Below are 19,305 nucleotides of genomic sequence, written 5' to 3' on the forward strand. Positions count from 1 at the left end.
TTTTCCCATGGCCGTCATCACCTGCATCGCCGATCTGAAGGAGCTGCACCGCAAGCGCACGCCGAAGATGTTCTTCGACTATTGCGAGAGCGGCTCCTACACCGAACAGACCTTCCGCGAGAATATCTCGGATTTCGCCCAGGTCCGGCTGCGGCAGAAGGTGGCCGTGGACATGTCGGGGCGCAGCACCGAAAGCGCGATGATCGGCCAGAAGGTGGCGATGCCGGTGGCGCTGGCCCCGGTCGGGATGACCGGCATGCAGCGCGCCGACGGCGAGATCAAGGCGGCGCGGGCGGCGGCGAAATTCGGTGTGCCCTTCACCCTCTCGACGATGTCGATCTGCTCGATCGAGGATGTGGCGGCGCAGTCGCCGGCGCCGTTCTGGTTCCAGCTTTACGTGATGCGCGACGAGGACTTCGTCGACGCGATCATCGAGCGGGCGAAGAAGGCGGGCTGTTCGGCGCTGGTGCTGACGCTCGATCTTCAGATCCTCGGGCAACGCCACAAGGACCTGAAGAACGGCCTGTCGGCGCCGCCGAAGCTGACCCTGCCCAACATCGTCAACATGGCGACGAAGGTGCAGTGGGGGCTCGAGATGCTGGGCACGCCGCGGCGCTTCTTCGGCAATATCGTCGGCCATGCGAAGGGGGTGAACGACCCGTCCTCGCTGATGACCTGGACCGCCGAGCAGTTCGACCCCAAGCTCGACTGGTCGAAGATCGCGCGGATTCGGGACCAATGGGGCGGCAAGCTGATCCTGAAGGGGATCCTCGATGCCGAGGACGCGCGGATGGCGGCCGATTTCGGCGCCGATGCGATCGTGGTCTCGAACCACGGCGGCCGGCAGCTCGATGGCGCGCTGTCGACGATCCGCATGCTGCCCTCGATCCTCGCCGCGGTCGGCGACAGGACCGAGGTCTTCCTCGACAGCGGCATCCGCTCGGGGCAGGACGTGCTGAAGGCGCTGGCGCTTGGCGCGACCGGCACGATGATCGGCCGGGCCTTCATCTATGGTCTCGGCGCCATGGGCGAGGCGGGGGTGACCACGGCGCTCGAGATCATCCGCAAGGAGCTCGACACCTCGATGGCGCTGTGCGGGGAGCGCGACGTCAAGGCGCTGCGGCGCGAGAACCTGCTGGTGCCCGAGGGCTTCTTCGACAGCTACGCCTGAGCGAGGCGCTTCTCGAAGAAGACATCGGGGTAGGGATCGTCGTTGAAGCGCGCGATCTCGGTCCAGCCGGTGGCACGGTAGAGCGCGATGGCCTCGGGCAGGGCGCTGTTGGTGTCGAGCCGCAGCAGCGCGATGCCGAGACCCTGCGCCGCCGCCTCGGCGCCGTCCATCAGCCGGCGGGCCAGGCCGAGCCCGCGTGCCGCCGGGGCCACCCAGAGCCGCTTGATCTCGGCATAGCCCGCATCGGTGCCCTTCAGCCCGACGCAGCCGAGCGGCAGCCCGTCCGACATCGCGACGAGGAAGGCGCCGCGGGGCGCCATCATCGCCTCGGCCTGCGGGTCGCAGGAGAGCGAGACGTCGAAGCTGTGCGGCAGGCGCGCGGCCAGCTCGGCGTAATAGGCCTGCAGGCAGCGGAGCGCCTCGGGGCTGCGCGGGTCGCAGACCTCGAGCGTGATCCGGTCGCGCCCGAGCGCCGAACCGATCAGGTCCATCGCGGCGAGCAGTGCCCCGGGATCGGGGTGAGTGGCAAGGATGCCTGCGGCCTGGGCGTCCGACAGCCGCTCGTATTCGGCGAATTCCGCGGCGCCGGCCGGGGTCAGGTGCACCACCCGGCGGCGGCTGTCCTGCGCGTCGGCGGCGGTCGCGACCAGCCCCTCGGCCTCGAGCCCGCGCAGGAGCCGGCTCATCAGCCCCGAATCGAGGCCGAGATAGGCGCGGATCTCGCCCAGATCGCTGCGGCCCTGACCGATCGCGTTCAGCACCCGCGCCGCGCCAAGCGGCCGGCCACGGTCGAGGAACGAGGTGTTGAGCGCGCCGACGGCACGGGTGATGGCGCGGTTGAAGCGGCGCACGCGGGCGACGGCATCGGGTGGGGGCAGGTTTGCGGGCATGATGTCTGACCTTTGTCCGGTATTTTACCTGACTTATGTCAGATGAACTCCGCATGCAATCCCCGCCCGTGCGGGGCCGGGGCGGGGCCGGCGTCGGCGGGCCACTTTTGCCTTGCCAAACTGGGCTTTTCGGCTTATCCGCACCGCCTCATGGGCCGGCACCCTTGGAGGCGGCCCGAAACGCCAGATGTAAGGAATTCCCAAATGGCTAAAGAGATCGAAACGATCGAAGCCGTCGTGCGCACGGGGACGGGCAAGGGGGCCGCTCGCGCTGCACGTCGTCAGGGCATGGTGCCCGGCATCGTCTACGGTGACGGCAAGGAGCCGGTCGCTCTGAACTTCGACTACAACAAGCTGCTGACCCGCCTGCGCAAGGGCCGCTTCATGTCGACCCTCTTCAACCTGAAGGTTGAAGGTCAGGAAGATGTGCGCGTGATCTGCCGCGGCGTGCAGAAGGATGTGGTCAAGGATCTGCCGACCCACATCGACTTCATGCGCACCCACCGTGCCTCGCGCATCAACCTGTTCATCCACGTGAACTTCGACAACGCCGAGGCCGCGCCGGGCCTGAAGCGTGGCGGCACCCTGACCGTCGTGCGTCCGGAAGTCGAACTCGAGGTGCTGGCCGGTGACATCCCGGATCACATCACCGTCGACCTGACCGGCAAGCTGATCGGTGACGTCATCCACATCAATGACATCGCGCTGCCGGAAGGCTGCAAGCCGACCGTCGATCGCAACTTCGTCGTCGCCAACATCGCGGCGCCGTCGGGGCTGATCTCGGCCGAAGCCGCCGAAGGCGAAGCCGAAGCCTGATTTCGGCTCACATGCTTTGCACGAACGCCGGGCCCTGTGCCCGGCGTTTCGCATTTCCGGGGGGCGGATCTCCAAATCCGACTGTTTTTCTTTCCCTGGAAACCCTGATGAAATCAGTCAACTAATTGGAATCGTTGAATTTTTCTTGACGATGGCGAGTCGGGGGCGTAGTCTGCCTTCAGACAGCCAGCCAGCCTTGATGCCCGCCAGCCATCCGCGACCTGCAATCCAGCAAGCCAAGGAGGCGATCATGGCGCATCAATCCTGCAACGCCTGCGTGTTCTACGAAGACCACGTGGCAAACTCCCCCAGCCAGCTCGACGACGGCGGCCTGTGCCGCGCGAATCCGCCTGTCACCCAGAAGGATGACAGCAGCCGCGGCCTTTGGCCGGTGGTGAAGCCGAACGACTGGTGCGGCAAGTTCACCAACCTCTTCGCCGCCGAGTGACGGCAGCGCAGGCGGCCCCCTCGGGGGCCGCTTCGTGCCGTTTGGGCCAGAGGGTCAGGCGGCGGGGGCGGTGGCGAAGGCGAAGCCCTCGAACTCCCAGCCCAGGATCCCGCCCAGCATGATCTTCACTGGCCGGCCGAGCCGCGCCAGCGCCAGCGCCGCCTGTTCGGCCGCGTTGCAATGCGGGCCCGAGCAGTAGACGACGAAGAGCGTGTCCGCGGGCCAGCCCGCCAGCCGTTCGGCCGTCAGCTGCCGGTGCGGCAGGAAGATCGCGCCCGGCACATGGCGGCGGGCATAGGTCTCGGGCGTGCCCATCACATGCAGCAGCACGAACCCCGGATCGGGCAGGGCCATCGCGTCATGCACGTCGTGGCAATCGGTGTGCAGCGCGCATTGCAGCGCAAGCGGCGCGATCAGGCTTTCGGGCGCGGGGGCGGGGCGGGCAAGGACGGGGTTCATCGGGCTCTCCTTCTCTCGATGACCGGATCTTGGCAGCCGGCACCCGCGCGCGTAAGCTGGCAGCATGACAACGATCGCGCAGATTCTGCCAAACCTTGCCTTGCCGCCGATCGGCAACCCGCGCGTCGCGGTGCTGGCCTATGACGGGCTGTGCACCTTCGAGTTCGGCATCGCGACCGAGATCTTCGGCCTTCCCCGCCCCGAGATGGGGCCGAACTGGTATCGCTGTGCGACCGCCGCGGCCGATCCCGGGCCGATGCGGGCCGAGGGTGGGCTGCGCATCGGCTGCGATGGCGGGCTGGAGCTTCTGGCGGAGGCCGGGCTGATCGTGGTGCCGGGCTGGCGCGGCCTTGACGCGCCGGTGCCCGAGGCGCTGATCGCGGCGTTGCGGGTGGCGCATGCGCGGGGGGCGCGGCTCGCCTCGATCTGCTCGGGCGCCTTCGTGCTGGCCGCCACGGGGCTGCTCGATGGCCGGCGGGCGGTGACGCACTGGCGCTATGCCGAGGCGCTGGCCGCGCGCTTTCCGGCGGTGCGGGTGGAGCCCGATGTTCTGTTCGTCGACGAGGGGCAGATCCTGACCTCGGCGGGCTCGGCCGCGGGGATGGACCTTGGCCTGCATATCGTGCGCCGCGACTTCGGGGCCGAGGCGGCGAACCTTGTGGCGCGGCGCCTGGTCATGCCCGCCTCGCGCGAGGGCGGGCAGGCGCAGTTCCTGTTGCGCCCGGTGCCGCGGGCGGGGGAGGGAGGGCGGCTTGCGCCGATCCTCGAGGCGCTGGCGCGGGATCTGGCCGAAACCCCGCCGGCGCGGGCGCTGGCGGCGCTGGCGGGGATGTCGGAGCGCACCTTCCTGCGCCGCTTTGCCGAGGCGACGGGCACCACCCCCGCGCGCTATCACGCGCAGGCGCGGCTGGCGCGGGCGGCTGAGCTGCTCGAGTCCTCGGAGGCGCCGCTCGAGGCGGTCGCGGAGGCAGCGGGCTTCGGCTCGGCCGCGGGGCTGCGCCGCGCCTTCCACGCCCGCTATGGGCTCTCGCCCGGGGCGTGGCGGCGGCAGTTCGGCCGCGCTCTCAGGTGAGGAACAGCACCAGCCCCGGCACCAGCGTCAAGAGCGCGATGCGGATGATGTCGGCGACGATGAAGGGGCCGAGGCCGCGGAAGATCGTGCCGAGCGCCACGTCCGGCACCACCGAGCGCAGAACGAAGGCATTCAGCCCGACCGGCGGGGTGATGTAGGAAATTTCCGTCACCACCACCACGAAGATGCCGAACCAGATCAGGTCGAACCCCTGTGCCGCGACGATCGGGTAAAACACCGGCACCGTCAGCATGATCATCGACAGGCTCTCGAACACGCAGCCGAGCACCAGATAGATCAGCAGGATCAGCACGATCACCCCCCAGCGGTTGCCGCCGAAGGCCTCGAGAAAGGCCTGGATGTCGCGGGTCATGCCGGAGAGGTTGACATAGTTCGAGAAGGTCAGCGCGCCAAACAGGATGAAGAACATCATCGCCGTCGTCTTCATCGTGTCGTAGAGCACGTCGATCAGCGCGCCCCAGCTGAAGCGCCGCGACAGGATCGTCAGAAGCAGGGCCCCGCCCGCGCCCATGCCCGCGCTTTCGGTGGGGGTGAAGACGCCCAGATAGATCCCGCCCATCACATAGACGAAGAGCAGCAGCGCCCCCGCCGTGCCCTTCAGCGCCAGGATGCGGTCCCTGAGCGGCAGCTTCGGCTCGACCGGCAGATCGTCCTTGCCCGTGGCCACGGAAAAGCGCACCGCCATCGCATAGCCGAAGATGCCGAGGAGGCCGGGGATGATGCCCGCAAGGAACAGCTTGCCGATGTCCTGCTGTGTCATGATCCCGTAGAACACCAGGATCACCGAGGGCGGGATCAGGATGCCGAGCGTGCCGCCCGCCGCGATCGAGGCGGTGGAGAGCCGGTCGGGATAGCCGAAGCGCCGCATCGAAGGGAGCGCGATGCGCGTCATCGTCGCCGCGGTCGCCATCGACGAGCCGCAGACCGAGCTGAAGGCGCCGCAGGCGATCACCGTCGCCGTCGCGAGCCCGCCCTTGCGGTGGCGCAGCCAGGCATAGGCGGCATTGTAGAGCTCGCTCGCGATGCCCGATTGCACCACGAAATTGCCCATCATCAGGAACAGCGGCAGCACCGACAGCGAATAGTCGCGGCCATTGTCGAAGAAGGTCGAGCCGAGCAGCGCCATCGCCGGCGCCCAGCCGATGATCGAGATCGTGCCGACGAGCCCCACCGCGGTCAGCGCAAAGGCGATCGGCACGCCGCCCAGAAGCAGCACGAGAAGGATCGCGATGCCAAGCTGCCAATGTTCCATCATGTCCCCGTCACTTGCGACGCAGGCCGCGCAGCGCGGCGTAAAGGGTGAAGGCCGCGCCGATGGCGCAGCAGGTCGCGGCCAGATAGCCGAGCGGCGCGATCGGCAGGCGCAGCGAGTTCGTCGCCCCGCCATAGCCCGCGATCTGCCCGGCATAGACCCAGATCCGCCAGCTGACGACAGACAGCATCGCCGCCGAGACCAGCGCCGCCAGCAGCTCGCGCCAGGGCTGCAGCCGGTCGGGCAGGTGCTCGGTCACGATGTCGACGGTGACATGGTCACGGTCGAGGCTGACCGCCGGCAGGCCGAGGAAGATCACCGCGGCCAGCATCATCTCGGTCAGCTCGGTCGCGCCGGTGATCGGCGCGCCGAGCAGATAGCGGCCAAGAACGTCGGCCACGGTCAGCCCCATCATCGCCAGCAGCATCGCGCCGCAGATCGCGGCCAGCACCAGCCGCGCGCGGGTGCGGCGCACCGGCACGGGCTCGGGGTGGCGGCCCGAGGACGGGTCGGTCTCGGGGGTGCGGAGGAAGACCTCCGCAGCCTTGTCGTTCACTTCGCGGCCTCTTCCTTGGCGATCTCGTCCTTCAGCATCGCCTCGGCGGCGTTCGCGTCGATCCCGGCCGAGGCGGCCTCGGCGAGCTTTGCGTCGACGAGCGGCTGCAGCGCGGTCTTCCAGGCGGCGATCTGCGCCTCGGTCGCGGGCTCGATCGCGATCTTGCCTGCCATCGCCTCGCGACCGATCGCATCCTGACGGTCCCACATCTGCCCGGCCATCCGGGCAAGCGCCTCGCCGGTGACGCTGTCGATCTGCGCCTGTTCCTCGGGCGTCAGGCTGTCCCATTTCGCCTTGTTCATCACGATGTAGAACGAGGTGTTGAACAGCCCGCCCGGCACCGCCACCGCCTTCTTCAGCTGCGGGATCAGCTTGAAGTAATTCACCGATTCATAGGGGAAGGTGATGCCGTCGGCGACGCCCTGGCTGAGCAGCTCGTAGGCCTTCGACGACGGCCCCTCGACCGGCGCCGCGCCAAGCGCCGAGACGATCTCGTGCACGATGCCGCCGCCGACGCGGATCTTCTTGCCCTGCAGGAAGTCGGGCGAGGAGACGTCGCCGTCCTTCATGAAGATCTCGCCCGGGCCGTGGCTGAACACGGCGAGCACCTTGACCTGATCGTATTCGCCGGCGGGCTTGAGGTATTTCTCCCACACCTTCCAATAGGCGACCGAGACGTCCTCGGCGCTTTCGCCAAGGAACGGCAGCTCGACCACGTTCGTGGTCTTGAACCGGCCGGGGTTGTAGCCCTGCACACCGAAGGTGATGTCGGCGACGCCGTTCACCGCAAAGTCGAAATGCGCGCCGGGCGGCCCGAGCGGGGCGGGCAGGATCGTCGCCTTCACCTCGCCATGCGTCGCCTCGGCGATCTTCTCGGTCATCGGCACGATCACCTCCGACACCAGCGGATGCGACGGCGGCAGCCAGTTCGCCACGGTCAGCGTGGTTTCGGCGCCGGCCGGCGCCGCCAGTGCCAGAAGGATCGCGGTGCCGGTGGTAAGAAGGTGTTTGCCCATGTGTCGGTTCCCTGCTGCATGTCGCCGGTACGTGGCGCGCGGGGGAGCCCCGGCGCGCGTCCGGCATGATCTTCACGACAAGTGTTAGAGCATGAATTCGCAAGGGTCCATGGCACGGATGCATCCGCAGCATCCCTGTGCCGTTTTGTGCGGCGCTGCACAGTCGGACGGCCGAACCCGCCCTTGCATCGGAGGATGAGAGGCTTCATGAAGGTGGCCGAGGCGCGGCCGGCAGCGGCGGCACTGGAGGAGAGCGAGGCGCAGCCCGCGGCCGAAATTCCGGCGGCCCGGGAAAGCGCATGGCGGCATCTTCGGCAGATGGCGGATCCGGTGCGGGTCCTGCGCCCGGCGACGGGCGTCGGCATTTTCGGCCGCGGCGCCCCCGTCGCGGCGAATGGGGATGGTCTCCGGGGCGCGCGGGGCCGCACAGAGGGGCACGGCGGAACCGGCAGGGGCCGGGATCGCCGCGGAAAGGATTCTGGATGAAGGGTGCGCTGAAACCGGAGGCCGCGGCAGAGCGGATTCCCGACGGCTCGAGCCTGCTGATCGGCGGGTTCATGGGGGTGGGCACGCCCGAGCGGATGATCGACGCGCTGGTGGCGCGGCAGGCCCGCGAGCTGACGGTGATCGCCAATGACACGGCGAATCCCGGGCGCGGGATCGGCAAGCTGATCACCGCGGGCGCGGTGCGCCGCGTCGTCACCTCGCATATCGGGCTGAACCCCGAGACCCAGGCGAAGATGCTGGCGGGCGAGATCGCGGTCGAGCTGGTCCCGCAGGGCACGCTGATCGAGCGGATCCGCTCGGGGGGCGCGGGGCTCGGCGGGGTGCTGACGCCGACCGGGCTCGGCACCGAGGTCGAGGAGGGCAAGCGGGTGATCGAGGTCGAGGGCAAGCGCTTCCTGCTCGAGCTGCCGATCACCGCCGATTTCGCCCTGATCGGCGCGCATCAGGCCGATTACATCGGCAACCTGACCTATTCCCTGACCGCGCATAACTTCAACCCGATCATCGCGCTTGCCGGTCGGGTGGTGATCGCCGAGGCGGAACATTACCTGCCGGTGGGTGCGATCCCCCCGGATGCCGTGAAGACGCCCGGCGTGCTGGTCGATCACCTGCTGATGCGCGGCTGAGGAGGAGCAGAGATGAACGCGAAGGAACTGATCGCGCGGCGCATCGCGCGGGAAATCGCGCCCGGGGCGCTCGTCAACCTGGGCATCGGCCTGCCGAGCCTGGTGGCGCGCTATGTGCCAGCCGAACGGGGCGTGTTCTTCCAGGCGGAGAACGGGGTGATCGGGCTCGGTGGCCTGCCGCCCGAGGGGCTCGAGAACCCGAGCCTGACCGACGCCGGGGCGGGTTTCGTCGCGCTGGTGCCGGGGGCGGCCTCGATCGACAGCGCGATGAGCTTTGCTCTGATCCGCGGCGGCCATGTCGATGCCACGGTGCTCGGCGGGCTGCAGGTCGACGAGGCGGGGCATCTGGCGAACTGGATGGTGCCGGGCAAGATGGTGCCGGGCATGGGCGGGGCGATGGACCTGGCCACCGGCGCCGCGCGGGTGATCGTCGGCATGCAGCATTCGGCCAAGGGCGAGTCGAAGATCGTGCGGCGCTGCACGCTGCCGCTGACCACGCTGCGCCGGGTCGATCTGGTGGTGACCGAGCTGGCGGTGATCGAACCGACCGACGCGGGGCTGGTTCTGCGCGAACGCGCGCCGGGCGTTTCGGTCGAGGCGGTGCTGGCCGAGACCGAGGCGGCGCTGGTCGTGCCGGACGAGGTGCCCGAGATGGTTCTCGCCTGAGGCCTGCCCGGGGCCGGGGGCGCGGCGGGACGCCGGCTTGCCCCCGCCCGCCCGGCGTGCTTTGCTTGTGGCGAAACAGAGGAAGACCCCGATGCGCGCCCTGATGCTGATCGCCCCGCTCGCCCTTGCCGCCTGCCTGCCGCCTGCCGCCGAGCGCGTGCCGACGCCCGCCGAGGATTACGCGAGCTATTGCGCGGGCTGTCACGGCAATGGCCGCGATCCGGGCCCGATCGCCCAGGAGCTGAAGCTGAACCCGACGCCGCTTGCCGATCTGACCACGCTGAACGAGGGCGTCTTCCCCGAGGCGCGGGTGATGTCGAAGATCGTCGGCTACAAGCAGCACGGCGAGATGGTCGGCGCGCAGGCGGGCGACATGCCCCCCTTCGAGGCGCTGACCGAGGGCCAGGTGGTGCTTTACGACAGCGGCGACGGCATCCCGACGCCCACGCCGCTGCGGCTGGTCAAGCTGATGGAATACATCAAGGCGATGGAGAAGTGAGGCGGCGGAGCGTAGCTGCAAGGCAATACGCTTTTGCCTAAAGCTTCAAATCAACGATCTGCCGGTCTTGAGTTTGCAAAATGCTTTAAACTAGAAAAACCAATCACTTCTTTTTGTGGGAGGGTCTTCTAGGAGCGTGGAATTTCCCAGAGAGGGAATTTGCTTCCCCGGCCTTTTCCGGGCCCAAGTTATGAGTTTTTTAACTGCGCAGTGATTTCTGCAAAATGTGTCGTAATCCAGCGCCATGTAGTTGATGTTCTTTTGTTCTGCGTAGTCCTGGTGGATGGCGGAGTCGCGTGGGTCTATGACATCTGTATTTAACTTTATCAGAGCTTTTTTATTAGTGTATGATTCTTCGAATAATTCGCTGGATGCGATATTGCGCCAAGATCTTTCCGCGGAATTTTGTTTTTTAAATTCCGCAGAAAAGACCCCTTCGTAAAGAGCGTAAGCGTCACATATGAAGGCGCGGATGAACCCTTTTTCTATGGAGGGACTAAGCGTTTTTGCGGCGTTTCCGCCAGCGTTTTCAGCTTCCGCATTTGCTATGATAAGCGCTGCGTAAACCTCTAGGGCCATACAATAGTGCTTTGCATTGTTCCTGATGGCAGAAAAATCACTCCCTGGGAAAACGCCCTCCCAGAGTTCTTTCCAGTTCGTACTGTAGGAGACTGTATAGCTGTCCCCGGACGGGGCAGTTTTCCCTGAAGGCTCAAGGTAGAGCCTGCGCATTCCAGCTATTGAGCTCTTCCCCTCACACATCCAGCTCTTCCACGAAGCGCGCGTTCTCGGTGATGTACTGGAAGCGCAGCTCGGGCTTCTTGCCCATCAGACGCTCGACCAGATCGCCGGTCTCGCCGGCGAAATCGTCGTCGATCGTCACCCGGATCAGCTTGCGCGTCTCGGGGTTCATCGTCGTGTCCTTCAGATCCTTGGCGTCCATCTCGCCCAGACCCTTGAAGCGCTGCACGTCGATCTTGCCCTTGCCGCCCAGGCCCTTGGCCAGCATCGCCTCCTTCTCGGCATCGTCCGAGACATAGACGCGCTTTGCCCCCTGCGTGAGGCGATAGAGCGGCGGGCAGGCGAGGTAGAGGTGGCCCTTGTCAATGAGTGGCCGCATCTGGGTGAAGAAGAAGGTCATCAGCAGCGAGGCGATATGGGCGCCGTCGACATCGGCGTCGGTCATGATGATGACCTTGTCATAGCGCAGATCGTCGACGCGGAACTTGGTGCCAAGGCCGACGCCAAGCGCCTGCGCGAGGTCGTTGATCTCCTGGTTTTGGCCGAGCTTGGAACTGGCCGCCCCCAGAACGTTCAGGATCTTGCCGCGCAGCGGCAGCAGCGCCTGATGGGTGCGGTCGCGCGCCATCTTGGCCGAGCCGCCGGCCGAGTCGCCCTCGACCAGGAACAGCTCGGTCCCCGAGCGGTTGGTGGCCGAGCAGTCGACGAGCTTGCCGGGCAGGCGCAGCTTCTTCGTCGCGGTCTTGCGCGAGGTTTCCTTTTCCTGCCGGCGCCGCAGCCGCTCCTCGGCGCGCAGCACCAGGAAATCGAGGATCGCGCCCGCCGATTTCGGGTCGGCCGCCAGCCAGTTGTCGAAATGGTCGCGCACCGCGCTTTCGACCCATTTCGCGGCCTCTTCGGTCGAGAGCCTGTCCTTGGTCTGGCCGACGAAGGAGGGCTCGCGGATGAAGATCGAGATCAGCGCGCAGCCGCCCGTGAGCATGTCCTCGCGGGTGATCTGCGCGGCCTTCTTGTTGTTCGAGAGTTCCCCATAGGCGCGGATGCCCTTCAGGATCGCGTTCCAGAAGCCCGCCTCATGCGTGCCGCCCTCGGGCGTGGGAACGGTGTTGCAATAGCTGTGGATGAAGCCGTCACGCGCCGGCGTCCAGTTGATCGCCCATTCGACCGAGCCCGGCACGCCGAATTTCTCCTCGAAGGAGACGCGGCCGGCGAAGGGGCGGTCGGCATAGGTCGAGGTGCCGGTCAGCACCTCATTCAGGAAGTCGGAAAGCCCGTTCGGGAAGTGGAAGGTCGCCTCCATCGGCGTGTCGCCATCCGCAAGCGCGCTTTTCCAGCGGATCTCGACGCCCGAGAACAGATAGGCCTTCGAGCGTGTCATCTTGAACAGCCGCGAGGGCTTCAGCGCGAGCGAGCCGAAGATCTCGGGGTCGGGGTGGAAGGTGACCGAGGTGCCGCGGCGGTTCGGCGCGGCGCCCAGTTTCTCGACCGGCCCCTGCGGCACGCCGCGCGAGAAGCGCTGTTCGTAAAGTTCCTTGTTGCGCGCGACCTGCACCACCATCAGGTCGGAGAGCGCGTTGACCACCGAGGAGCCGACGCCGTTCAACCCGCCCGAGGTCGAATAGGCCTTGTTCGAGAACTTGCCGCCGGCGTGCAGGGTGCACAGGATCACCTCGAGCGCCGACTTGCCGGGGAATTTCGGATGCGGATCGACCGGGATGCCGCGGCCGTTGTCGGTGACGGTGACCGAGCCGTCGGCGTTCATCTCGACGCCGATGCGGGTGGCGTGGCCGGCGACCGCCTCGTCCATCGCGTTGTCGAGGATTTCGGCGACCATGTGGTGCAGCGCGCGCTCGTCGGTGCCGCCGATATACATGCCCGGACGCTTGCGCACCGGCTCGAGCCCTTCGAGCACCTCGATCGAGGAGGCGTCATAGGTCTCGGACGGCTGCGCGGAGAGAAGATCGTCGGCCATGCTGCTCGCTTTCCTTCTTGGGTATGGAGGTCAGGGATAGCGCAGCTTGGGGAGGGGGGGCAAGCAGGGGGGCGCTGCCCCCCGCGGCCGGTGGCGGCCCCCCCGGAGTGTTTCGGCCAAGAAAAAGGCAGCCGGGCCGTTCCGGCTGCCGATGCAGGCAGGGCGGGTATGCGTGGCTTACGCGGGCTCGGCCTCGCGCGTGCTCCACATCTTGCGGAAGGCGGGGCGGTCCTGGCAGAGCTTGAGCCAGCCCGCGACGCGCGGGAAGCGCGCCATCAGCGGCGCGTGGCCCTGGGCGTAGCGCAGGATTTCCGCCATGTTGATGTCGGCCACGGTGAAGCGGCCGCCGACCATGTGGCTGTGCGCGCCGAGATGGGTTTCGAGCACGGTGAGCGGCCGGTTCAGCCGGTCGACGGCGCCGGCGATCGCGCCCTCGGCGCCATCGGGCTTGCCGGCGGCAAGGGCGAACTGGATCGCGAGGGCGGGCTCCTCGATCGAGGTCGCGCCGTAAAGCGCCCATTGCATCATCAGCGCCTCCTCGCGGGCGTCGCGCGGGCTCAGCGGGCCGCCGGCCTTCTTCGCGAGGTAGAGGTTGATCGCGAGCGACTCGGTCAGCAGCAGGCCGGCGTCCTCCATCACCGGGATAGCGCCCGCGGGCGAAAGCCGCAGGAAATCGGGCGAGCGGGTGTTGAAGGGCGCGCCCGGGGATTTCGGGTCGATCCCCTTCGCCTCGAGCCGGTAGGCCTGGATGACCGTCTTCAGCTGCCAGGGCAGGCCGAGCTCCTCGAGCGCCCAGATGTTGCGCGACGCGCGCGAGCGATAGACGCCATAGAGCGTGATCATGGCGGTTCTCCCTGTCCCTGCCTGTTCCGGAGGGGCATCCTGCCCGAAGCGGACGGGGAACGGAAGGGGGCCCGTGCACGGCGGTTTCGTGACGGTTTCTTGACACGGGTCAAGGACAGTTTCGCTGCCTTGCGGCAAGATCACGCGGATCAGACGGAGGGACGCGCATGGAAGATCAGAGCATCGCAGACACGCTGGCGGGGGCAGAGCCGCAGCAGGAGCCCGCACCGGCGGCAGAGGTCGTGCCGGAGGTGGCGGAGCCGGTCGCGGCGCCCGTCGAGACCGAGCCGGGCGAGGATGCGCTGAAGGGGCCGCAGAGCTTTCCGAAGCTCGATCCGAACGCGATCCGGCTGGCTTTCGAGAGCGGGAAATACCCCTATCCGCACCGGATGGGCCGCCCCGCCTACGAGAAGGAGAAGGCGCTGTTGCAGGCCGAGCTGCTGAAGGTGCAGCTCTGGGCGCAGGAGACCGGGCAGAAATTCGTCATCCTCTTCGAGGGGCGCGACGCGGCCGGCAAGGGCGGCACGATCAAGCGCTTCAACGAGCATCTCAATCCGCGGTTCGCGCGGGTCGTGGCGCTGAACAAGCCCTCGGACGAGGAGCGCGGGCAATGGTATTTCCAGCGCTATGTCAACTGGTTGCCGACCTCGGGCGAGATGGTCTTCTATGACCGCAGCTGGTACAACCGCGCGGGAGTCGAACGGGTCATGGGCTTTTGCTCGCCGACCGAATACCTCGAGTTCATGCGCCAGGCCCCGGAATTCGAGCGGATGCTCGTGCGCTCGGGGATCCGGCTTTACAAATACTGGTTCTCGGTCACCCGCGAGGAGCAGCGCCGCCGCTTCACCGAACGCGCGAGCGACCCGCTCAAGCGCTGGAAGCTGAGCCCGATCGACCTCGCCTCGCTCGACAAGTGGGACGATTATACCGAGGCGAAGGAGGCGATGTTCTTCTACACCGACACCGCCGACAGCCCCTGGGTGATCGTGAAGTCGAACGACAAGAAGCGGGCGCGGCTGAACTGCATGCGGCACTTCCTGTCGACGCTCGACTATCCCGACAAGGACCCGGCGATTGCCACGCCGCCCGACCCGCTGCTTGTGGGGCATGCGAGCCATGTGATCCATCAGGCCGACCATATCCTGGGGGCCGCGCTGCATCCGGCCACGCGGCGGGTGGTGCCGGCAAAGCCCTGACCGAGGGGGAGGGGGCGGGGGCGGCGGTTTCCTGCCGCCGCTCCCGCCCCGGTTGAAAATCTCGTGAAATCCGTCTCCTGCGGGCTGGACCAGCCGCACGGCGGCATGGCACGTTCCGAAGATGCGATATGTCGCGTCGGAAATGGCGCGCAGATGCGTATGATCGGGTGCCAGCCCAACAACAGGAGTCGTTGAATGCGCAAGCTCTTTACCGTGACCCTTCCTGCCGCCATGGTCCTTGGGGCCGTCACCCTCGCGGTGGCCAGCCCGATGGAGGCCGTCGGCGCGCGCCAGACCTATTTCAAGAAGCTCGGTTATGAGATGAAGAAGATGGGCGAACTCGCCAAGGCCTATGACCCGGCCGCGGCGAAGACCGAGGCGGAGGCGCTTGCCCCGCTTCTGACGAGCGATTTCAAGGATTTCTTCCCCGAGGGCAGCTCGGCCGCCGAGATCCCCGACGACAACCGCGCCAAGCCCGCGATCTGGTCGAATTTCGATGACTTCCTGGCCAAGGAAAAGGCCTTCAAGGACGCCGGAGCGGCACTGGTCGCGGCGGCCGGTGGCGAGGATGCGGGCGCCTTCGCCGCGGCCTTCGGCAAGTTCGGCGGCACCTGCAAGGCCTGCCACGACGAGTATCGCCTGCCGGAATGACCGGAGTGCAGATCTGAAATCGGCCCGGGCGGCGGCGCCCGGGTCATCTTTTGCGACGGAGCGGATGATGAGCGACACCCCCGAGACGAGCCGGCAGATCTGGGACCCGGCGCTGCGGCTGTTCCACTGGCTGCTGGCGGTCGCCGTGATCGGCGCCTGGCTGCTTGGCCATTTCGGGCCGCTGCAGATGACCTGGCATTTCTGGCTGGGCTACACGGTGATCGGGCTGCTGATCTTCCGCCTGATCTGGGGCCTCGTCGGGCCGCGCAATGCGCGCTTTGCCTCTTTCGTGAAAGGGCCGAGGGCGGTTCTCGCCTATGCCCGCACGCTGCCCGCGCGCCGCGCGGTGCAGGTGACCGGCCACAACCCGCTGGGTGGCTGGTCGGTGCTCGCGCTGCTTCTGGCGCTGAGCGCGCAGGTGCTGACCGGGCTGTTCCTCGACCCCGAGGACTACATCAACACCGGGCCGCTCGCGGGCTGGGTCTCGACCGACTGGAACCGCTTTGCGCTCTCCTGGCACCACCGTCTTGCCTGGCTGGTGGCGGCGCTCGTCGTGCTGCACATCGGCGCCATCGCCTTCTACCGGCTGTGGAAGCGCGAGGATCTGGTCACCCCGATGATCACCGGCCGGCGTCGCGACTGAGCATCCGCCTTGCCGCGGCCGGCGGGCTCGGCTAGCGTCCGCCCATGTCTTCACCGCAGGCCCAGATCCCCCCGGCGCGGCTTTCCGTCGTCGCCCATGTCCGTGCGCTTCTGGCGCTCGGGCTGCCGCTTGTCGGCTCGAATCTCGCGCAGATGGCGCTGCATGTCACCGACACGATGATGCTTGGCCGCTATGGTGTGGCCGAGCTGGCCGCGGCGGTGCTGGCCTCGGGGCTGTTCTTCATCCTCTTTCTTCTCGGCTCGGGGTTTTCCTATGCGGTGATGGGGCTGATCGCCGCGGCGCTTGGCGCCGGCGACGAGACCCAGGTGCGCCGCGACGCGCGCATGGCGCTGTGGCTGTCGATCCTGTTCGGGCTGGCGGTGATGCCGGTGCTGGCCTTCGCGGGGCCGCTGCTGCGGCTTCTGGGCCAGGCGCCCGGCACCGCGGCACTGGCGCAGGACTATCTGCGCGTCGCGATGTGGGGCATGGTGCCGGCGCTGATCATCGCGGTGCTGCGCGCCTATCTCAGCGCGCAGCTGCGCACGCAGATGGTGATGTGGGTGACCCTCGCCGGCGTCGGGCTGAACGCCGCGCTGAACTGGGCGCTGATCTTCGGCCATTGGGGCGCGCCCGAGATGGGGCTGCGCGGCGCGGCGCTGGCCTCGGTGGTGGTGCAGATCGTCACCGCGGTGCTGCTGATGATCTACGCCGCCTGGCTGCCCGAGCTGCGCCGCTTCCACCTGTTCCAGCGTTTCTGGCGACCCGATTGGGAGGCCTTCCGCGTCGTCTTCCGCGTCGGCATGCCGATCGGGCTCACCGCGCTCTTCGAGACCGGGATGTTCCAGGCCTCGGCGGTGATGATGGGCTGGATCGGCACCGAGCAGCTCGCCGCGCATGGCATCGCGCTCGAGCTCGCCTCGATCGTCTTCATGGTGCACATGGGGCTGTCGAACGCGGCGACGGTGCAGGTGGGGCGGGCGAGAGGGGCACGCGATTTCGCCCGGCTGCGCGGGGGCGCGGCGGTGGCGCAGGCGCTGTCCTTCCTCTTCGCGTTGCTGTCGGTCGGCCTGTTCCTCGGCGTGCCGGAGCTGCTGATCGCCCCCTTCCTCGACACGGCGAAACCCGAGGCACAGGCGATTCTGGGCTTCGCCACCCGCCTGCTTGCGGTGGCGGCGCTGTTCCAGCTTTTCGATTCGACCCAGGTGATGGCGATGGGGCTGCTGCGCGGGGTGCAGGACACGCGTGTGCCGATGTGGGTGGCCGGCGCCTGCTACTGGCTGATCGGCATTCCGGCGGGCTATGTGCTGACCTTCCCGCTCGGGCTGGGGGGCGTGGGGCTCTGGCTCGGGCTGGCCTGCGGTCTGGTCTGCGCCGCGACGCTGCTCTCCTTGCGGTTCTGGCGCGGTCCCTGGCTGCATGCGGCGTGAGGGGGCGCCGCCCCCTCGCGGCCTGCGCCGCTCACCCCCGAGGTATTTCGGGCAAGGCGAAAGCCCCGGGTCTTCGAGAAAACCGGCACCTTCCCGCTTCCAATTGCTGAAAATATCCCGGGGGTGAGCCGCGGTACGCGGTGAGGGGGCGGCGCCCCCTTGCGGCCGGTTCAGTCGGTGTTGCCCTCGGAGGGCATGCCCTTCATCAGCCGCTCGGCCTTCTTGCGCACCAGAACCGTGCGCAGGTCATGCATCGCCAGCAACAGGCTGTCGGTCACCTCGTCGAGCTGCGCCTCGCTCGCCTTGGTCTGCACCCAATGCGTGGTCAGGTTCAGATAGTCGACGGCGCGCAGGATGTCGTCGATGTCGCGCGCGGCCAGAAGGGCCACGCGCCTTGCCATCCAGGCCTCGATCTCGGCCAGGTCCTCGGGAGTAAGCCGCCGGTCGCCCTGCGGCTTGATCTCGCCGTTGCGGGTGTTGACGACGGCGATCTGGTCCATCTCGATCCGGCGCTGGCGGTTCTCGGTATCGACCTTGAACACCGCCGCGCCGTTCTCGCGGATGCGGAAATAGTAGTCCGGCAGATCGCCCGCCATCATGCCCCCTGTTACTTCAGCCCTTCGCAGAAGGCCTTGATCCGCGCGCAGGCCTCGGTCAGCGCGGCGTCCGAGGTAGCGTAGCTGATGCGGAAGTTCGGCGAAAGGCCGAAGGCCGCGCCGAAGACGACGGCCACGCCGGCCTCCTCGAGCAGCGCCGCGGCGAAGGCCTCGTCGTTCTCGATCTTCACGCCGCCGGCCGAGGTCTTGCCGATGCAGCCTTCGATCGAGGGATAGACGTAGAACGCGCCCTCGGGCGTCGGGCAGGTGATGCCGGGGCAGGTGTTCAGCGCGGCAACCACCAGATCGCGGCGGCGCTCGAAGGCCTTGCGGCTTTCGATCACGTAATCCTGCGGCCCGTTCAGCGCCTCGACCGCGGCATATTGCGAGATCGAGCAGGGGTTCGAGGTCGACTGCGACTGCACCTTGCCCATCGCCTTGATCAGCGCTTCCGGGCCGCCCGCGTAGCCGATCCGCCAGCCGGTCATCGCATAGGCCTTCGAGACGCCGTTGCAGGTCAGCGTGCGGTCGTAGAGGCCCGGTTCGACCTGCGCTGGGGTGACGAATTCGAAATCGCCGAAGGTCAGGTGTTCGTACATGTCATCCGACATCACCCAGACCTGCGGGTGACGCATCAGCACGTCGGTCAGCTCCTTCAGCTCGTCGCGCGAATAGGCGGCGCCCGAGGGGTTCGAGGGCGAGTTGAAGATCACCCATTTTGTCTTCGGCGTGATCGCCGCTTCCAGCTGCGCGCCGGTGATCTTGTAGCCGGTCTGCATCCGGCCCTCGACGAAGACCGGGGTGCCGCCGGCGAGCAGCACCATGTCCGGGTAGCTCACCCAGTAGGGGGCGGGGATCACCACCTCGTCGCCGGGGTTCAGCGTGGCGACGAGCGCGTTGTAGAGCACCTGCTTGCCGCCGGTGCCGACGGTGATCTGCGAGGGCTTGTAGCTCAGGCCGTTCTCGCGCTCGAACTTGGCGCAGATCGCCTTCTTCAGTTCCGGGATGCCGTCGACGGCGGTGTATTTCGTCTTGCCGCTCTCGATCGCGGCGATCGCGGCGCGCTTGATGTTCTCGGGCGTGTCGAAATCGGGCTCGCCCGCGCCGAGGCCGATCACGTCGCGCCCGGCCTCCTTCAGTTCGCGGGCCTTGTTCGTCACCGCGATCGTCGGCGAGGGTTTCACGCGCGCAAGCGTGTCGGAAAGGAAGGCCATGGGAGAGCTCCGGTTTGAATCTG

Annotated in this window: 22 protein-coding genes; 12 read left to right on the forward strand and 10 right to left on the reverse strand. The window is 67.4% G+C overall.

The features are described from left to right. Window positions 1–7: 7 nt before the first annotated feature. A complete protein-coding gene (locus tag DYS74_RS08215; protein WP_121532720.1) occupies window positions 8–1,171 on the forward strand; it encodes an alpha-hydroxy acid oxidase in 1,164 nt (387 codons plus the stop codon). On the opposite strand, the gene DYS74_RS08220 is transcribed toward DYS74_RS08215, so the two are convergent. Continuing rightward, complete coding sequence (locus DYS74_RS08220; protein ID WP_121532722.1) at window positions 1,162–2,061, reverse strand: bifunctional helix-turn-helix transcriptional regulator/GNAT family N-acetyltransferase; 900 nt, start codon at window positions 2,059–2,061, stop codon at window positions 1,162–1,164. The two genes, DYS74_RS08215 and DYS74_RS08220, sit on opposite strands and share 10 nt — an antisense overlap. Window positions 2,062–2,265: 204 nt before the next feature. Here DYS74_RS08220 and DYS74_RS08225 point away from each other — a divergent pair, with 204 nt between their 5' ends. After that, the gene (locus DYS74_RS08225) at window positions 2,266–2,877 is read left to right on the forward strand and encodes a 50S ribosomal protein L25/general stress protein Ctc (protein WP_121532724.1); all 612 of its coding nucleotides are present in this window, start codon (window positions 2,266–2,268) and stop codon (window positions 2,875–2,877) included. Window positions 2,878–3,127: 250 nt separating this feature from the next. After that, the gene (locus tag DYS74_RS08230) at window positions 3,128–3,325 is read left to right on the forward strand and encodes a hypothetical protein (protein ID WP_121532726.1); all 198 of its coding nucleotides are present in this window, start codon (window positions 3,128–3,130) and stop codon (window positions 3,323–3,325) included. 54 nt (window positions 3,326–3,379) lie between these two features. Here the strand turns inward: DYS74_RS08230 and DYS74_RS08235 are convergent, their stop codons facing one another. Then, window positions 3,380–3,784, reverse strand: a complete 405-nt coding sequence (locus DYS74_RS08235; RefSeq protein WP_121532728.1) for a rhodanese-like domain-containing protein — start codon at window positions 3,782–3,784, stop codon at window positions 3,380–3,382. Between the two features lie 64 nt (window positions 3,785–3,848). Between DYS74_RS08235 and ftrA the strand changes: the two genes are divergently transcribed. After that, window positions 3,849–4,856 (forward strand): transcriptional regulator FtrA, encoded by a 1,008-nt coding sequence (ftrA, locus tag DYS74_RS08240; RefSeq protein WP_121532730.1) that lies wholly within the window; start codon window positions 3,849–3,851, stop codon window positions 4,854–4,856. On the opposite strand, the gene DYS74_RS08245 is transcribed toward ftrA, so the two are convergent. From DYS74_RS08245 to DYS74_RS08255, 3 genes are read right to left on the reverse strand one after another with little or no spacing between them, the layout of a single operon-like run. After that, window positions 4,849–6,129, reverse strand: coding sequence for a TRAP transporter large permease (locus tag DYS74_RS08245; protein ID WP_121532976.1), 1,281 nt, complete (start codon window positions 6,127–6,129; stop codon window positions 4,849–4,851). The two genes, ftrA and DYS74_RS08245, sit on opposite strands and share 8 nt — an antisense overlap. Window positions 6,130–6,139: 10 nt before the next feature. Then, complete coding sequence (locus tag DYS74_RS08250; protein ID WP_245965234.1) at window positions 6,140–6,685, reverse strand: TRAP transporter small permease; 546 nt, start codon at window positions 6,683–6,685, stop codon at window positions 6,140–6,142. Continuing rightward, window positions 6,682–7,701 carry a TRAP transporter substrate-binding protein gene (locus DYS74_RS08255; RefSeq protein WP_121532732.1) on the reverse strand — a complete coding sequence of 340 codons (1,020 nt, stop codon included), beginning with the start codon at window positions 7,699–7,701 and terminating at the stop codon, window positions 6,682–6,684. The genes DYS74_RS08250 and DYS74_RS08255 overlap by 4 nt, the downstream gene beginning before the upstream one ends. 207 nt (window positions 7,702–7,908) lie before the next feature. Here DYS74_RS08255 and DYS74_RS08260 point away from each other — a divergent pair, with 207 nt between their 5' ends. The 4 genes from DYS74_RS08260 to DYS74_RS08275 all read left to right on the forward strand — a co-directional run bounded on the left by DYS74_RS08260 (window position 7,909) and on the right by DYS74_RS08275 (window position 9,999). Further along, entirely contained in the window at window positions 7,909–8,187 is a 279-nt protein-coding gene (locus DYS74_RS08260; protein WP_121532734.1) for a hypothetical protein, read from the forward strand. Continuing rightward, the gene (locus DYS74_RS08265; RefSeq protein WP_121532736.1) at window positions 8,184–8,834 is read left to right on the forward strand and encodes a 3-oxoacid CoA-transferase subunit A; all 651 of its coding nucleotides are present in this window, start codon (window positions 8,184–8,186) and stop codon (window positions 8,832–8,834) included. Before DYS74_RS08260 ends, DYS74_RS08265 begins: the two co-directional genes overlap by 4 nt. A 12-nt stretch (window positions 8,835–8,846) precedes the next feature. Then, window positions 8,847–9,500, forward strand: coding sequence for a 3-oxoacid CoA-transferase subunit B (locus tag DYS74_RS08270; RefSeq protein ID WP_121532738.1), 654 nt, complete (start codon window positions 8,847–8,849; stop codon window positions 9,498–9,500). Between the two features lie 91 nt (window positions 9,501–9,591). Then, window positions 9,592–9,999, forward strand: a complete 408-nt coding sequence (locus DYS74_RS08275; protein ID WP_121532740.1) for a cytochrome C — start codon at window positions 9,592–9,594, stop codon at window positions 9,997–9,999. A 90-nt stretch (window positions 10,000–10,089) separates the two neighbouring features. On the opposite strand, the gene DYS74_RS18480 is transcribed toward DYS74_RS08275, so the two are convergent. The 3 genes from DYS74_RS18480 to DYS74_RS08285 form a co-directional block, all read right to left on the reverse strand. Then, window positions 10,090–10,761 (reverse strand): hypothetical protein, encoded by a 672-nt coding sequence (locus DYS74_RS18480; RefSeq protein ID WP_147435475.1) that lies wholly within the window; start codon window positions 10,759–10,761, stop codon window positions 10,090–10,092. Beyond that, window positions 10,754–12,712 carry a DNA topoisomerase IV subunit B gene (gene parE, locus DYS74_RS08280; RefSeq protein WP_121532742.1) on the reverse strand — a complete coding sequence of 653 codons (1,959 nt, stop codon included), beginning with the start codon at window positions 12,710–12,712 and terminating at the stop codon, window positions 10,754–10,756. The genes DYS74_RS18480 and parE overlap by 8 nt, the downstream gene beginning before the upstream one ends. Before the next feature lie 177 nt (window positions 12,713–12,889). After that, entirely contained in the window at window positions 12,890–13,555 is a 666-nt protein-coding gene (locus tag DYS74_RS08285) for a glutathione S-transferase family protein (RefSeq protein WP_121532744.1), read from the reverse strand. A gap of 167 nt (window positions 13,556–13,722) precedes the next feature. Between DYS74_RS08285 and ppk2 the strand changes: the two genes are divergently transcribed. The 4 genes from ppk2 (at window position 13,723) to DYS74_RS08305 (ending at window position 17,472) form a co-directional block, all read left to right on the forward strand. Beyond that, window positions 13,723–14,751, forward strand: a complete 1,029-nt coding sequence (gene ppk2 / locus DYS74_RS08290) for a polyphosphate kinase 2 (RefSeq protein ID WP_121532746.1) — start codon at window positions 13,723–13,725, stop codon at window positions 14,749–14,751. 195 nt (window positions 14,752–14,946) lie between these two features. Next, window positions 14,947–15,402, forward strand: coding sequence for a c-type cytochrome (locus DYS74_RS08295; protein ID WP_121532748.1), 456 nt, complete (start codon window positions 14,947–14,949; stop codon window positions 15,400–15,402). A 67-nt stretch (window positions 15,403–15,469) separates the two neighbouring features. Further along, the gene (locus tag DYS74_RS08300; RefSeq protein WP_394342947.1) at window positions 15,470–16,045 is read left to right on the forward strand and encodes a cytochrome b/b6 domain-containing protein; all 576 of its coding nucleotides are present in this window, start codon (window positions 15,470–15,472) and stop codon (window positions 16,043–16,045) included. Between the two features lie 44 nt (window positions 16,046–16,089). Beyond that, window positions 16,090–17,472, forward strand: coding sequence for an MATE family efflux transporter (locus tag DYS74_RS08305; protein ID WP_121532752.1), 1,383 nt, complete (start codon window positions 16,090–16,092; stop codon window positions 17,470–17,472). 170 nt (window positions 17,473–17,642) lie between these two features. Here DYS74_RS08305 and DYS74_RS08310 read toward each other — a convergent pair whose 3' ends face one another. Continuing rightward, a complete protein-coding gene (locus DYS74_RS08310) occupies window positions 17,643–18,068 on the reverse strand; it encodes a hypothetical protein (protein ID WP_121532753.1) in 426 nt (141 codons plus the stop codon). An 11-nt stretch (window positions 18,069–18,079) separates the two neighbouring features. Beyond that, window positions 18,080–19,282, reverse strand: coding sequence for a pyridoxal phosphate-dependent aminotransferase (locus DYS74_RS08315; protein WP_121532755.1), 1,203 nt, complete (start codon window positions 19,280–19,282; stop codon window positions 18,080–18,082). Window positions 19,283–19,305 lie beyond the last annotated feature (23 nt).

It is taken from the genome of Paenirhodobacter hankyongi, assembly GCF_003664585.1.
In the GTDB taxonomy this organism is placed as follows: domain Bacteria; phylum Pseudomonadota; class Alphaproteobacteria; order Rhodobacterales; family Rhodobacteraceae; genus Rhodobacter; species Rhodobacter hankyongi.